We start from the raw sequence: 15891 nt of genomic DNA on the forward strand, positions 1-15891 counted from the left end.
TTGAAGGGAATATGATATTAATCAAATTTATTTCTATCAATAAGGTAGGGGATATAATGTTCATGCATATTATCGAATTTACCTTCGATTTTTTTTCTCATTCTATCTGTCTTAACCATATATGTTAAAGATGATAATAAGTTATCATCACCACGATGAAAAGCTATTTCAAGAGGATTATCTGTATTTTCGGCAATAAGGTTAGTGAAAGTTCCTCGCCCTATATGAGTAGACCAATCTGCAAGGAGTAAATGATTTGCAAGAATTTTTTCTTCTAAGTTACCGTATGTTTTCAAGAAATTTATAAAATTTTGTTTTAGTTTATTAAAATATTGACTGTAGCTTTTTCCTGACATAGCTTTACCATCTCTATTTATAAAAAGAGCACCTGAGTCAGTATGATCTTTGTATAAATTAATATGATCTGTAAAAAGAACCTTTCCCCAGTCAAATATTTGTAGGACGGCCTGATTTCTAGGCTTTTTTACGCTACTGGATCCAGAATGATCTTTAATATCCTTTCTGAAATTTTGATTTTTTAAAGTGAATAGAAAATCTCCAGTATTTAATTTTCTCTTTAAATTTGAACGTTTTAAATTGACGACCTCGCCTCTCCTTAAGCCACCAAATATTTGTAGATAGACTCCTAATGCAATTGGCTTTGTTTTTAGAGTAGCAATTTCTAATAATAGAGGAATGTATTTTGCTGGTAACATATGTTCTTGCTTTGAGACTGTTTTGGTGGGATAGATGACTTCAAAAGGGGATTGGAAATAATATCTTCCTTGATAAGTCTCTTTTTTTATAAAAAGGGTTTCATTTACCTTTGGTAAGCATCCTTTCTTTTGAAGCCATATATAAAATAATGTTAGTGTTCTTTCAACATCTTTAACAGTACCTACTGTTCTTTCTTTGCGAGATAGATTATTAAGAAAATCATTTCCATGCACTAGTTTTAATTCTTTTAGATTATTAATCCCTAACTGTTTCTTGTTAGTTAATAAGTAGTTTAGAAAAGAAACCGTATTATTACAATGTTTTCTTTGGGTATTGTAAGCATTATATTTCCAATTGCTTAGTATAAAGTCGCTTAATGGATGCACAATGTGTATATCATTTGAAGTTTCTTTAAGTCCAATAATTGAGAATTTCTTATCTGTTATATCACCTTTACTTGAAGTATTCCATTCTAGCCAAACAGGAATAGAGAAAAACTTATAATTTTCTAGTTGCAGAGTAATCATTTTTACTGTCCCCCCAATCACATAATTTTGTACATTATCTTTAGGGATTTGGTCGAAAGATATGTGTATAAATCTATAATATATTGTCGCTTTTTTGTGTACAATAGAAAATTCCTAAAATTTAGAATTTACTTGTTTTTATAGTGTTGGATAAAGATAAATATGTACATGAAGTTTAAGTACATATTTATGGAGATATGTCGTTTGGCGCAGATCGGCTGAGAATGTAACTGAATATTGTACGAAGGCGTCTCTTGTTGGAATTACCGGACGTATTCATACGAGTAATTACGAGGATGATCAAGGTAAGAGAATATATAAAACGGAAGTTGTAATTGAGAGCATTACATTTTTGGAGAGAAGGCGGGAGGGTGCATCGCAATAAGATGGGATTTTAAACAATGGGTTTGGGGGAATTAGGTGGAAAGAGAAAGAATGAAAAGTATGATGATTGAAAGAAATCAGCAAGATAAAGCATCCGAGTAGGTTTAAAGAGGTGGAACATGTTACAATACAGCTAAGAACATGCAATAAAGGAGAGTTTTTTACGTGAAGATTAAAGCAATTGAACCGACGCCAAGTCCAAATACAATGAAAGTTATTTTGAATGAAGTATTACCATCAGGAGCGCGTAATAATTATACAAATGAAAATAAAGAACAAGCACCAATGCAAGTGCAAGAAATTTTGAAAATTGAAGGCATTAAAGGTGTATATCATGTAGCCGACTTTTTAGCAGTGGAGCGAAATGCAAAGTTTGATTGGAAAGTTTTATTACAACAAGTTCGTGCTGTTTTCGGCGAAGAGGTAGTAGAAGAGAGTGAAGGACAACAACTTGCTCATTTTGGAGAAGTGAAAGTGTTTGTTCAAATGTTCTTTACAATTCCAATGCAAGTAAAGTTAACAGATGGAACAACAGAAGAACGTGTTGGCTTACCAGATCGTTTTAAAGAATCAATTATGAAAGTTCAAATGTCTGCACCAAACGTTGTAAAAGAACGTAAATGGGTGGAACAAAGTACACGTTACGGTAATTTTGAAGAAATCGGGAAAGAAGTAGTGGAAGAGATTGTTGCTGCTTATTCAGAAGAACGTGTAAATGAAACAGTTAAAGAATTATTAAACCAGGCAGGTGCTGTTGAAGTAACGATTCAAAAGCGTGAGCCATATAAAGTAACAGAAGAGATGATGAAAGATGCTGACTGGAAAAACCGTTTTGCGGCATTAGAACAAATGGATCCTACTGAAGAAGATATGCTAGTGTTGCAGATGGCGTTAGATGATGAAAAAGTTTCGATCCGCCGTTTAGCAACAGCGTATTTAGGTATGGTAAAAGGTGATGGAGTATTGCCGTTATTATATAAAGCGTTATTAGATCGTTCAGTAAGTGTTCGCCGTACAGCGGGCGATTGCTTATCTGACGTAGGTGATCCAGCAGCGATGTTCGTTATGATTAAATCTCTGAAAGATTCAAGTAAATTAGTACGCTGGCGTGCAGCGATGTTCTTATTTGAACTTGGAGATGAAAGTGCGATTCCGGCATTAAAAGCAGCGCAGGATGATCCAGAGTTTGAAGTAGCGATGCAAGCGCGTCTAGCATTAGAGCGTATTGAAGGCGGAGAAGAAGCAAAAGGTTCTGTATGGAAACAAATGACGGAGTCTCGTAAAGGAGAATAATGTATGATTGTTTTCTATGATAGTTGGTGCCCGATGTGTACGGCGGTTGCAGAACGTACGAAAAAATTAGATAAAAAGGGTAAGATGAAATTTGTTTCATTTCGAGATGAAGATGTAGTTGAGAAGTATGAACTCTCTCAAGAACTACAAAGCAAGATGGAACAAAGATTGTATATTTTAAAAAATAATAAGTGGTATGACGGGATTCATAGCATACATGTATTAGCAAAGGCTGTTCCATCTTACTGGTTTGCCGTGCCTTTTATCAAACTATCTATTGTACTTGGATTTGGAAGTAAAGTATACGATTATATCGCTAACAATAGAAAACTTGTCCCAGTTGGACATTGCCGTGAAGGGGTTTGTGAAATCCCTACAAAAAAATGAAATCATCGTAATCTTTCTTTTGCACCTAGTAATAGAGCGTGATATGATGAATTTGGAATGAAAGTTGAAGGAGAGATTACAAGATGTCAAATGCTTATGAAGAATACATGCGTCAAATGGTAATCCCAATGCGTCAAGAATTAGTGCGTTCTGGGTTTGAAGAGTTAACTACAGAAGAAGCTGTAACAGAATTTATGGAAAACACGGCAGGTACAACTTTAGTAGTTGTAAACTCTGTTTGTGGTTGTGCAGCTGGTTTAGCACGTCCATCAGCAGGTCAAGCGGTTGTTCGTGCTGAAAAACAACCTGATCATCTTGTAACTGTATTCGCAGGCCAAGATAAAGATGCTACTGCAAAAATGCGTGAATACTTCGGAGAAATTCCTCCATCTTCACCATCTATGGCATTATTAAAAGGAAAAGAAGTTGTTCACTTCATTCACCGTCATGAAATTGAAGGTGCAACTATGGACGAAATTATTACGAACTTAGAACAAGCTTTTGAAAAGAATTGCTAAAGAAGGGGGAGAGTAAATCTCCCTCTTTTCTTTATATAGAGGTGAAACAATGATCGTAACAACAGCAGGAAGAACGAACAAAGAAATGACAGATTACGCAAACAAGGTAGCAGCAGAATTAAATCGTTCTTTCGTTAAACGTAATGACGTACCAGTACATAAACTGCATGAGCAGTATGAACAAGATGTACTTGTTGTAGGGAAAAATCGATTAGCTATTTATCCGAGAGGAACGGAAGAGTCGTTTTTCTTTCATCCAAACTCAGCGATGTTTCGTGTGAAAAGGTTAATGCGCGGAGAACATGATCCGTTTGTACAAGCCACGCAATTAGAGAGCGGAATGACAGTGTTAGATTGTACGCTTGGCATGGCATCAGATAGTATTGTAGCTAGTTATATTGTTGGTGAAAGCGGAAAAGTAACGGGACTTGAAGGCAATGAGTATATGGCTTATATTATGGAAAATGGTTTGAAAACATGGTCTTCATCTGTTTCTGAAATTGATGAGGCAATGCAACGAATCGATGTGAAGCAAACGGAGCATTTCACATTTTTAAAACAATGTGAAGATAATAGTTATGATGTCGTTTACCTTGATCCAATGTTCGAAGAAACTGTTATAGAATCAGATGGAATAAAAGGATTAAAACACTTCGCTTTGTATCATGATATTACTGACGAAACAATTGCGGAAGCGAAGCGTGTGGCGAGAAAGCGTGTCGTTTTGAAAGATCATTTCCGTAGTTCTAGATTTGAAAAACACAATTTTCACGTATACAAAAGAAAAAGTGCTAAGTTTCACTTTGGTGTAATTGACCCTTGCTAATTGTTTGAAAAGATGTATAATAAGCAATAATTAATTAAATATACTGTCGGTGATGAAGAGAGTAGTCTTTTTTCGAAGGAAAGCGAGCTAGGGATGGTGTGAGCCTAGTGCGGAAGAAAAGGATGAAGCGCACTTCGGAGATGCTTCTTGAACGAATAGTAGAGTAAGCCGAGGCCCCCTGTCCTCGTTATAAACGGGAAAGTGGTTCGTAATGAACAACAAGGGTGGTACCACGGGTTAAAACTCGTCTCTTTTTAGAGACGAGTTTTTTGTGTTTTAAAAATTAAGGAGGTTGTAGTATGGATTATAAAACGCAGTTTGCGGAAAGTTTATCTAATATTTTCACGAATGAATTAACACAAAACCAAATTTTAGATTTAATCGAAACGCCGAAACAAGATGAATTCGGAGATGCGGCATTTCCATGTTTTTCACTTGCGAAGCAATATAAAAAATCACCAGCTATTATCGCAAAGGAAGTTGCGGAGAAATTACATGATCCGTTCTTTACGAAAGTAGAGGCTGTTGGTCCTTACGTAAATGTATTTTTTAATCGTGAAACTGTAAGTGATGCAGTGTTAAAAACGATTTTAGCGGAGAAAGAAAAGTACGGTCAAAATCACTTTGGATGTGAAAAGACTGTAGTTATCGACTATTCCTCTCCGAATATCGCGAAACCTTTTTCAATGGGGCATTTACGTTCTACAATGATAGGGAATTCATTGAAACATATCGCTGAAAAATGTGGCTACGAAGTTGTAGGAATTAATTATATTGGAGACTGGGGCACACAGTTTGGAAAGTTAATTACCGCTTATAAAAAATGGGGAAATGAAGCAGTAGTTAAAGAGGATCCAATCCGTGAACTATTTAAGTTATATGTTCAATTCCATGAAGAGGTAAAAGACGACGAAGAACTAGAAGAAGATGGACGCGCTTGGTTTAAGAAATTAGAAGAAGGTGATGAAGAAGCGGTTGAGCTTTGGAATTGGTTCCGTCACGAATCCTTAAAAGAATTTTCTCGTATTTATGAACTTCTCGGTGTTGAATTTACTAATTTTCAAGGAGAAGCTTTTTATAATAACTTAATGGAAGATTTTATTGGAATTTTAGAAGAACATGATTTGCTTGAAGAGTCTGAAGGCGCGTTAGTCGTTAATTTAGAAGAAGAGGGAATGCCGCCTTGCTTAATTAGAAAATCAGATGGTGCGACGATTTACGCAACACGTGACTTAACGGCAGCTGTATACCGTCAAAACACATATGCATTTGATAAAGCGTTATATGTAGTTGGCCCAGAACAAAGTTTACATTTTAATCAATTTTTCACTGTATTAAAAAAGCTTGGTTACAATTGGGTTGAGGGCATGGAACATGTACCGTTTGGGTTCATTTTAAAAGACGGTAAGAAAATGTCGACACGTAAAGGAAGAGTTATTTTACTTGAAGAAGTACTTGAAGATGCAATAGACCTTGCAATACAAAATATTGAAGAGAAAAATCCAAACTTAAAACAAAAAGAAGAAGTAGCAAAGCAAGTTGGTGTAGGGGCAGTTATTTTTCATGATTTAAAAAATGAGCGTATGCATAATATTGAATTCTCATTAGAAAATATGCTGAAATTTGAAGGTGAAACAGGACCGTATGTACAGTACACACATGCACGTGCTTGCTCTATTTTAAGAAAAGAAAGTGTAGAATTTGAAACGTGTACGTTTGCATTAAAAGATGATCATAGCTGGAGTGTCGTAAAATTACTTAATAAATTCCCACAAGTAATTGAGGCAGCCTTCAACAAAAATGAGCCATCAATCATTTCGAAATACGTATTAGATGTAGCACAATCGTTCAATAAATATTACGGAAATGTACGTATATTGGAAGAGAGTGAAGAGAAAGACAGCAGACTTGCATTAGTGTATGCTGTGACAGTTGTATTAAAAGAGGGATTACGTTTACTAGGGGTAGAGGCTCCTGAGGAGATGTAAAATAAATAGGTATACGTATCATAGTAGATATGTATGCCTATTTATTTTTATAGAAAATGTGAAAGCAGAAGTTTAATTTTATTAAATCTAAACTTTTCTAGAATTGTTTCAAGTGTAGGAATGTCCATATTAAATGGAGAATTGTAATGTCATATATAAAAAGGAGGCGTTAAACTTGGAAACATACGATTGGAACAGTAAAATAACATATTTAAAAAACACGAGAGATTTATATTACAACGACGATTATGTAAGCTTTTTAGTAAATATGGTTTGGAAGATTACTAAGCCAGTACATATTGTTGATTATGGTTGTGGATATGGTTATTTAGGATTAGTATTAATGCCTTTACTTCCAGAAGGATCAAAGTATACAGGCATTGATAGTGGAGAAACATTATTATCTGAAGCGAGAGAGTTGTTTCGTTTACTTCCGTATGAGACAGAATTTCTTGAGGGAGATGCTACAGAAATTGAATTGAAAGATACATACGATATAGCAATTTGTCATGCTTTCTTATTACATATGAGTTCGCCAAAAATGATGGTACAAAAAATGATGCATTCAGTTAAAAGGAACGGAAAAATAATCTGTTTTGAACCACATTGGATATCAAATATGTCTTCATACTCTTTAAATGGAGAGAATCAATCGGAAATTATTAGGCTAGGTGCTTTGCAGAAGTTATTTGAAAGTGACATGCAGAGAAGCGGAAAAGATGGAAATATTGGTATGAAAATACCGATATTTTTAAGTGAACTAGGCGTAAAAAATATTCAATGTAGAGTAAGTGATAAAGTGAACTTTTTAGATTCTAATATGCATCATAATGATAAACAAAGGTTGTATCATTCGTTAAAAGAAGAGGGAATTGCAGGTGATCCGGGTGATAAACAGCAATTTATAGAACGTTTAATGTCTAGAGGGTTAATATATGATGATGCGCTAGCACAATATGAAGCTGAACTCCGATTTTTTAAAGCATTTCAAATGCATTCGTCTTTAGTATATGCTCCGAATATGAAAATTACATTTGGTGACATAGAATGTTAAAAGGTAGAGGTATATTGAGGATTGTCATTTTTTGTCGGTAAGTCGATATCCACTGTATAATCGCTGATATATTTTGAAAATCGCCGATATAATTTCATGTACGGATTTCAGCTTCCAAAAGATAAGCTCCTCATGTTACGTTATTCCATTTAATTAAACAAAATATGGGGGAAAACAATCATTTTTACTATATTTTGTTATAAATTTGAATAATATTAATTAATACCATCTATTATAAGAGATTTTAGTTGAATACCTACAATATGATGTGTAAAATCTAAGCAAGTAGCAGTACAAATAAATATTCGAGGTGAATACATGCTAGATTTTAAGCAGTTAGATGCTTGTTTGAAAGACAAGAGATTTATAGATGGATTACAGGAAATAAATAATGAAATTTCATATATAAAAGAAAAGAATACTTTATCTTATTTAAAGAGTTGGCTTGCTAGTGTTCCTTCACATAAGGAGTTTGACATATTAATACGTCTTACTGATGAAGGGCTTATGCACCAATACAGTTCATTCCTCATTCGCTACGCCTACAAAAAATTCCCAAATATGAGAACGCTCTCTTTATATTGTGATGAGTTAATTGATGAGCGGAAAATACTTGAAGTAGAACAGTTGTTAAAAGACTCATTAGAAGAGGTAAGTAAAGAAGAAATAGAAGCTGATCTTTTAGCGAAAACATATTTTACGTTAGTACGATGTTTGTTGGAAATGAAACGAAATGAAGAAGCCCTAATCTATATGCAAAAGGCAGAGGAGTACAGTTCACGTGCCGTATTTGATAAATGGGGCTACGTCTATATGCATACAGGTGAATGGGAGAAAGCAGAAGAACAATTTATAGCCGGCATGCAGCATAAAGATTGTGAAGAGCTATCTACCTATTTATTATCACAATTATATGCGAATCAAGGAGAACAAAAACGTGCATTACAGCTAATTGATGATGCGATTGTAAAGTTCCCACAAGTACCATATTTTCATTTTGAAAAGGTAAAATATTTATTAGATTTAAGGAAGTATGAAGAAATGTTAGCGGTAATAGATAACATAAATAATCAGCTTCCTTATCATGCGTATAAAGCTTACTTTGTACATTTACGTGCAGAAGCGCTTTACAAAATGAATAAACTTGTAGATTTACAACAGTTATTAAAAGAAGAAAAAAGTTTAAAAGAGTCTTTATATCATAATTTAGAAAAAAATCCAGATGGAAAAAAGGTGCATTTACCGATAGTTCCTATTGTACAAAAGGATAATTATTGTGTTCCGACAAGTTTAGAAATGATGTTGCAGTTATGGGGAGAAAAACGTACACAAGATGAAATAGCAGATTTTATTTTTGATATGACAGGCTCAAAGTTTTCGGATACTGTTTCTTATTTAGAAGAATTAGGTTATGAATATCGTTATTTTAAAGGTAATGAGGAAAATTATAAGAGACTGCTGGATGAAGGGATTCCGGTTTTATTAAGTATAGATATTGAGCATGCTTCACATGTGCAAGTATTATCTGGATATGATGATACGTTACAAGTTTTTTATGTTCAAGATCCGAACTTTATAGAACCAGTTATTGTGGAATATAGTAAGTTACAAGAAAAATATCGTTACACAGGTTGTTTAGCGATTACGTTTGTTCCGAAAGAAAAGAAGGAGCAATTAGCATTTTTAAATGAAGAAGAAAATCATTATTTTAAATCTATTTTTTCTCTTACGGATCATTTAGATGAACATGATAAAGAGGGGATTTATAACTTAGTACAATTTTTAAAAGAGACGAGTGATAATCCGAATACGTGGTTATATACGGTTAAGCATTTAGATGTTGAAGTAGATAATGAGTTTATTATATGTTGTATTGAAAAGTTAATGGAGAAGTTTCCGAACTCAGATTTTGTTAAATTGCATGGTGCGCAGTGCTTTATTCGCCTTCAAGAATTAGAAAAAGCCGGGCAAATGCTGACAAGTGTTGAGAAGAAAAATAATCGTGCTTTATATCATTTAATAAACGGAAGATATGCTTTTGAACAGGAAAGTTATATAGAAGCGATTTCAAGTTTTCGTTCATCATTACAATTAGACGCAGATCAGCCGATTGCTTGGAGTTTTCTCGCTTTATCATACATGTATATCGATCAATCTGAAAAGGCGTTGCAGTTTTCTCAAGTTGCTTTAGAACGTACTCCAGAAAGATTCACTTTAACGAATCACGGATTAATATTAATAGATTTAGAAAGATATGAAGAAGCGTATGAAATTTTTAATGACCTATTAAGAGAGAATAAAAATGAGGCACATGTATGGTATGAGCGCGCGAGATGTGCGCATCATTTAGGGAAATTACATTTAGCGATAAAAGGGCTTAAAGTAGCGATTTATTTGGATAGTAATGCACCTTACATCTATACGAAACTTTCGGAAATATACGAGTCTGATTTGAAGGATGAGGAAAGTACGAAAGAAATTTTATTAAAAGGTATTGAGAATTGTGACGATAAGGCACCTCTATACGTAAAACTCGGTGACTATCATTTTCAAAATGATAGTCTGGAAGAAGCAGAAACATTGTATAATCGTGCTTTAGAAGAAAATCATGATGATGTTTATTCTCACTTTGGACTTACGCAAGTTTATATGGCGAAAGAACAATACAAGGAAGCGAAACAATATATTCTCGGTATTGAAAAACAAATTGAAAAGAGCCAAGATTTTCTTATGAATGCGGGAATGGTTTTATGGGATGCTGAGATTGAACTTGGTGGAAATGAAGAAGGGTTTAAAGTAGCTTTGTCTAAGTTAGAGAGTGGTATAAAGCAGAGCGAATATAATGTGGCAAGTGCGTTAGATGAATATGTGAATCGAATTAAAGGAACGGTATTTGTACAAAGAGGTATAGCATTCTTAAGAACGTTACACAAAGAAAGAAATGAAATAAGCGAATACGGTTGTTATACAGGTATTTTATATGAATCTATTGGGCAGTACGGCCAAGCGATGAAAAGGTATAATAAGGCGATAGAACAAAAGGAAACGGCATTACCGTATTACCGAATTGGTGAAACACTTATGGCATTAGGGCAATTGACAGAAGCAAAGCAAGCGTATGAAACTTGTTTAGAGCTTGATGGGAATTTCGTCGGTGTACATTTACAGCTTGCGGAAATATACGAAAAAGAAGAAAACCGTTCTAAAGAACAAAGTCATATGGTTCAGGCTATGAAAGAAGAGCCGATGCATATTAATATGGAATATTTGGCACAGCTTTCAGTAGAAATGAGTCTTCAGGAAGAGTTACTGACAGAACTAGAACAATTAGCGGACGAAGCACCTGAAATATGGCGATTAGATGCGATTGCATATGTGTATGGAGCGATGGATGAAATAGATAAAGAACAAGCACAGATTGAAGAGGCACTTCAATTAGATAGTGAGCATATAGAAGTTCTATATCATTATGCCAAAGTGTTAGTGAAAAAAAGGAATGCAAAAGCAATTGAAATTGCAATGAAAGTTATACAAAAAGATGCAAATAATGAACAAATATTTGATGTGTATGTAAAAACGATAGAACAACATAAGAAATTGTCTAACATACGAGATTTTCTTCATACATTAAAGGTGAAGAAGGCAGAAAGAAGTATGGCATTTATGTATGCTGCATCTGCGGTGACGGAAAGATGGATTGAACGGCAACAAAATGAACAGCCGAAAAAATCCATAATTACGAGAGCTTTTTATCGTATGAAAAACCGTGCGAAAGAAATTTCGATTATTACTACAATCATTGATTTGTATGAAATCTCGTTAAAGTTAAATCAAAAAAATAGTATGGCAGCGCAGCGATTTTCACTATTTTACGAGAATGTGGCGATGTATAAAGAGGCGATAGATGTATTGCAAACATCGTTAGAAAATAAATGGGATTACGATGTAGCGAAGCAACTTGTAAATCTTTTCATGGCGTGTGAGGAAGAAGATATGTTACGGGATGCTTCAGAATTAACGAAGCAAATGGTTCGAGAGTTACCAGATGATTATGATACGCTTCTTTTACAAGCACAAGTATTCTTTAAAATAGGAGAAGAAAGAAAAGCAGAAAAGATTACCTTACAATTAATGGAGCAAACACCGTTTGTAAGTAGAGCGTTTCTTGCTTTAGGAGAAATGTATCAAAGTCAAGAAAGGTTTGAAGAGGCAATTCATGTATTAGAAAATGCTTCTATACATCATCCAAATGAAGCAGCAATTCTTCTTTCTTTAGCATCTTCGTATCATGGTGCCGGACAAACACTAAAGGCAGAAAAAATAACAAATGATGTATTAACAATAGATGCGAGTGATTTGTTAGCAAGATATGATCGCGCTTGTTATTTAGCACAGTTAAATAGAATTGAAGAGGCGAAGCAAGAGCTTGAAATTGTTCTTCGTGAGGATGAATCAAGATTCTTTGCTGAGCTTATTGAAGAAGATGAAGATTTAGCTGGAATACAAGAATTTAAGAAATAATTGTATAGGAATTGTGAAAAAAGGGTATAATTAAATATATATTTCGAATTAGTTGACAATTTATTGCCCAATGGCATAAAATAGCTTTTAATAAAGTATACAAATCTGAAGACGAGAACGAGTAAAATAATGAATTGTTCCCCAGAGAGCCGGTGTATAGCTGAAAGCCGGTGTGCAGACGTTATTTGAAAATCATCTCCGAGGAGCCGAGGCTGAAAATAAGTAAGCCCGGACGGATGTCTACCGTTACAAAGAACACGTATGATAGTACGTTGCTAAGTGCTATTAGCGAAGAGCTAATAGAATTAGGGTGGTAACGCGGTTAAACCCGTCCCTACTTCATAGGGACGGGTTTTTTGTGTGCTTTAAAACATTCAAAGGAGTGATTGTAGATGAAGAAAGTAGATGTAAAAGAGTCAGCTGTAGGGAGAGAAATACGTATTCGTAAGCAGTGGAACGAGCAAAACATTTTCGAGCAATCAATTCAGAATCGAGAAGGCGCACAGTCTTTCGTATTTTATGAAGGACCACCAACGGCGAACGGTTTACCACACGTCGGACATGCACTTGGACGGACAATTAAAGATGTAGTAGCGAGATATAAAACGATGGCTGGTTATAAAGTGCTACGAAAAGCGGGATGGGATACACACGGTTTACCTGTAGAATTAGGTGTTGAGAAGCAACTCGGTATTTCTGGTAAACATGAAATTGAAGAGTATGGAATTGAGCCATTTATTCAGAAGTGTAAAGAGAGTGTATTCACATATGAGAAGCAGTGGCGTGAATTCACTGAAAGCATCGGTTATTGGGTAGATATGGATGATCCATACGTTACGCTAGAGAATCCATATATCGAAAGTGTATGGCATATTTTAGGGACGATTCATGAAAAAGGATTATTGTACAAAGGGCATAGAGTCTCACCATACTGCCCAAGTTGTCAAACTTCACTAAGTTCACATGAGGTTGCACAAGGGTATAAAACAGTAAAAGACTTAAGTGCAACAGTTAAGTTTCAAGTAAAAGATAGTGAAAATGAATATTTCCTAGGGTGGACAACGACACCTTGGACACTTCCAGCAAATGTTGCGCTCGCTGTACATCCAAATATGGAATACGTGAAAGCGAAACAAGAAGGTCATGTATACATTGTTGCGAAAGAACGTGTAGAAGATGTATTAAAAGAAAACTATGAAGTATTATCTGTTCATAAAGGTGAAGAATTAGTAAACACATCTTATATGCCGCCATTTCCAATGAAGGAAGTTACAAATGGCTATCGAGTTATCGCAGCCGATTTTGTCACGGCAGATAGTGGTACAGGACTCGTTCATATCGCTCCAGCATATGGGGAGGACGATTATAGAGTCGTTCAAAGTGAAGGATTGTCATTCTTGCATGTTGTAGATGAGAAAGGTGAATATACAGAAGCAGTACCATTTTTGAAAGGGAAATTTGTAAAAGATTGTGACGTGGATATCGTTCGTTATTTAGCGAAGGAAGGCTTACTATACCATAAAGAAAAGTATGAACATAGCTACCCACATTGTTGGCGTTGTGATTCACCACTTCTTTATTACGCAGGAGAGAGTTGGTTAATCCGAACAACTGCAATTAAGGATACATTTTTACAAAATAACGATTCTGTTACTTGGTATCCAGACCATATGAAACATGGACGATTTGGTAAGTTTTTAGAAAATATGGTGGACTGGAATATTAGCCGAAATAGATATTGGGGAACACCATTAAACGTATGGGAATGTGAAAGTTGCGATCATCAATTCGCGCCGAAAAGCATTGCTGACTTAAGAGAGCATAGTACGAAAGAAACACCTGAAGATTTGGAATTGCATAAGCCGTATGTAGATGAAGTGCAAGTTTGCTGCGAAAAATGCGGAAGTACAATGAATCGTACACCAGAAGTAATTGATGTTTGGTTTGATAGTGGTTCCATGCCATTTGCGCAATATCATTATCCATTTGAAAATAAAGAGTTATTTGAAGAACAGTTTCCAGCGGATGTTATTGCAGAAGGCATTGATCAAACACGCGGCTGGTTTTATAGTTTATTAGCAGTATCAGCACTATATACAGGAAAAGCTCCATATAAACGAGTGTTATCACTAGGGCATGTATTAGACGAAGAAGGACAGAAAATGTCTAAAAGTAAAGGGAATGCACTAGATCCAGTTGATTTAGTAAATCAGTTTGGTGCAGATGCATTAAGATGGGCGCTACTCGTGGACAGTGCTCCGTGGAATGCGAAACGTTTCTCGGAAAGAACAGTACTGGAAGCAAAATCTAAATTTGTAGATACATTAGTCAATGTGTATAGCTTCTACGTCTTATATGCAAATTTAGATGAGTATAACCCGAATGAAACGTATGATGTAAAGCGAACGAAATTGGATGAATGGGTATTATCAAGATTGCATAGCACAACGAAAAAAGTGAGAACAGCACTTGATGATTATCAATTTACGAATGCGGCTCGTGAAATCGCGGCGCTTGTAGATGAAGTAAGTAACTGGTATGTAAGACGATCACGTAATCGTTTCTGGGAATCTGGTATGAATGCTGAAAAAGCAGCTGCATATGAGACACTACATGAAGTACTTGTAACAATTAGTAAATTAATCGCACCATTTACACCGTTTGTCGCTGAAGATATTCATTTGAATTTAACTGGAAGTAGCGTTCATTTAGAGGATTATCCAGTTGTAAATGAATCACTACTTCAGCCGGAATTAGAAGTGGAAATGGATGCTGTTTTACAAGTTGTTGAACTTGGAAGAAGTAACCGTAATCAACATTCTTTAAAAGTAAAACAGCCGTTAGCAGAACTTGTATTACTAGCGCATAATGAAAATGATATGGATTGGGAATCTTATCGTGATATCGTCATGGATGAGCTAAATGTCAAAGCATTTCATGTTGAACTCGATGAAACGAAATATACGTCCTATCAATTAAAGCTGAATTTTAAAACAGCTGGGCCGAAGTTTGGTAAAAATGTGAATGCATTAAATGGATGGTTAAAACAATTATCAAAAGAAGAAGTACAACACTTTGTATCTACAGAAAGAGCAGTTTACGAAGCAGCATCAGGAGAAGAAGTAGTTGTAACAGCTGAAGATGTAGTAGTAGAGAAAGTCGCGAAATCAGGATTTTCTAATACGACAAACGGACAATATACAGTTATGTTAGATACGAATGTAACAGAAGAGTTGTTACAAGAAGGAGTGGCGCGTGAATTTATTCGAGCGGTTCAAGAATATCGTAAGCAGTTGAATTTACCGGTTAATTTACGAGTCGATGTTATTCTTGATGCAGAGGAAGAACTAAAGCGAACATTAACGAACCATAAAGATTTATTGGAAGAAAATTTACTCGTTAAGCAATTTACATTTGATCACTTAACGAATGAAGACGATGAACTATCTTTAGGTGAAGCGAAAGTTCGAATTAAATTAAGCGCGGCTCATTAAAGCAAAAAGGAAGTTGGAATCATTCCAACTTCCTTTTTGTATGATGGAAATTTATCCGGCTAATTTTCTCATAATCCATTCGATAGGGCCTCTAGAAAATTTCTTTCTAAAGTATTGTTTTTACTTTACACATAAATATTGAGAAAATTTCACTCACCCTAAATGGAAAGGTAATAGAATTG

General features: G+C 35.0%; 9 protein-coding genes, 1 pseudogene and 2 other annotated features. Of the genes and pseudogenes, 9 read left to right on the forward strand and 1 reads right to left on the reverse strand.

Features of this window, described 5'->3' with window-relative positions:
• Positions 1 to 17: 17 nt before the first annotated feature.
• Positions 18 to 1244, reverse strand: a complete 1227-nt coding sequence (locus NHG49_RS11305) for a hypothetical protein (protein WP_098817555.1) — start codon at positions 1242 to 1244, stop codon at positions 18 to 20.
• Between the two features lie 196 nt (positions 1245 to 1440).
• Between NHG49_RS11305 and NHG49_RS11310 the strand changes: the two are divergent.
• The 9 genes and pseudogenes from NHG49_RS11310 to ileS form a co-directional block, all read left to right on the forward strand.
• Positions 1441 to 1629: pseudogene (locus NHG49_RS11310) on the forward strand (single-stranded DNA-binding protein); the annotation flags it as partial.
• Between the two features lie 164 nt (positions 1630 to 1793).
• Positions 1794 to 2921, forward strand: a complete 1128-nt coding sequence (locus NHG49_RS11315; RefSeq protein WP_064473949.1) for a conserved virulence factor C family protein — start codon at positions 1794 to 1796, stop codon at positions 2919 to 2921.
• Between the two features lie 3 nt (positions 2922 to 2924).
• Entirely contained in the window at positions 2925 to 3308 is a 384-nt protein-coding gene (locus NHG49_RS11320) for a thiol-disulfide oxidoreductase DCC family protein (protein WP_000634876.1), read from the forward strand.
• An 83-nt stretch (positions 3309 to 3391) separates the two neighbouring features.
• Positions 3392 to 3826 (forward strand): BrxA/BrxB family bacilliredoxin, encoded by a 435-nt coding sequence (locus NHG49_RS11325; RefSeq protein WP_000063705.1) that lies wholly within the window; start codon positions 3392 to 3394, stop codon positions 3824 to 3826.
• Positions 3827 to 3875: 49 nt separating this feature from the next.
• Positions 3876 to 4652, forward strand: coding sequence for a class I SAM-dependent methyltransferase (locus tag NHG49_RS11330; protein ID WP_098274926.1), 777 nt, complete (start codon positions 3876 to 3878; stop codon positions 4650 to 4652).
• Positions 4653 to 4692: 40 nt separating this feature from the next.
• Positions 4693 to 4907: a binding site (T-box leader), on the forward strand.
• A gap of 44 nt (positions 4908 to 4951) precedes the next feature.
• Entirely contained in the window at positions 4952 to 6640 is a 1689-nt protein-coding gene (gene argS / locus NHG49_RS11335) for an arginine--tRNA ligase (RefSeq protein ID WP_258126005.1), read from the forward strand.
• A 133-nt stretch (positions 6641 to 6773) separates the two neighbouring features.
• Positions 6774 to 7694: a class I SAM-dependent methyltransferase gene (locus NHG49_RS11340; protein ID WP_081252594.1), complete on the forward strand. Its 921-nt coding sequence runs from the start codon at positions 6774 to 6776 to the stop codon at positions 7692 to 7694.
• A gap of 318 nt (positions 7695 to 8012) precedes the next feature.
• The gene (locus NHG49_RS11345) at positions 8013 to 12215 is read left to right on the forward strand and encodes a bacteriocin-processing peptidase family protein (RefSeq protein WP_064472912.1); all 4203 of its coding nucleotides are present in this window, start codon (positions 8013 to 8015) and stop codon (positions 12213 to 12215) included.
• Positions 12216 to 12314: 99 nt separating this feature from the next.
• Positions 12315 to 12554, forward strand: a binding site (T-box leader).
• 53 nt (positions 12555 to 12607) lie between these two features.
• Positions 12608 to 15709: an isoleucine--tRNA ligase gene (gene ileS, locus NHG49_RS11350; protein ID WP_258126006.1), complete on the forward strand. Its 3102-nt coding sequence runs from the start codon at positions 12608 to 12610 to the stop codon at positions 15707 to 15709.
• Positions 15710 to 15891: the final 182 nt, after the last annotated feature.

Origin of the sequence: Bacillus sp. IBL03825, from assembly GCF_024712505.1 — a bacterium.
In the GTDB taxonomy this organism is placed as follows: domain Bacteria; phylum Bacillota; class Bacilli; order Bacillales; family Bacillaceae_G; genus Bacillus_A; species Bacillus_A wiedmannii.

Coding starts and splice junctions, on each gene's coding strand:
- NHG49_RS11305 (WP_098817555.1), bottom strand. CDS start 1,244: ATGATTACTCTGCAACTAGAAAATTATAAGTTTTTCTCTATTCCTGTT.
- NHG49_RS11320 (WP_000634876.1), top strand. CDS start 2,925: ATGATTGTTTTCTATGATAGTTGGTGCCCGATGTGTACGGCGGTTGCA.
- NHG49_RS11325 (WP_000063705.1), top strand. CDS start 3,392: ATGTCAAATGCTTATGAAGAATACATGCGTCAAATGGTAATCCCAATG.
- NHG49_RS11330 (WP_098274926.1), top strand. CDS start 3,876: ATGATCGTAACAACAGCAGGAAGAACGAACAAAGAAATGACAGATTAC.
- argS (WP_258126005.1), top strand. CDS start 4,952: ATGGATTATAAAACGCAGTTTGCGGAAAGTTTATCTAATATTTTCACG.
- NHG49_RS11340 (WP_081252594.1), top strand. CDS start 6,774: ATGGAGAATTGTAATGTCATATATAAAAAGGAGGCGTTAAACTTGGAA.
- NHG49_RS11345 (WP_064472912.1), top strand. CDS start 8,013: ATGCTAGATTTTAAGCAGTTAGATGCTTGTTTGAAAGACAAGAGATTT.
- ileS (WP_258126006.1), top strand. CDS start 12,608: ATGAAGAAAGTAGATGTAAAAGAGTCAGCTGTAGGGAGAGAAATACGT.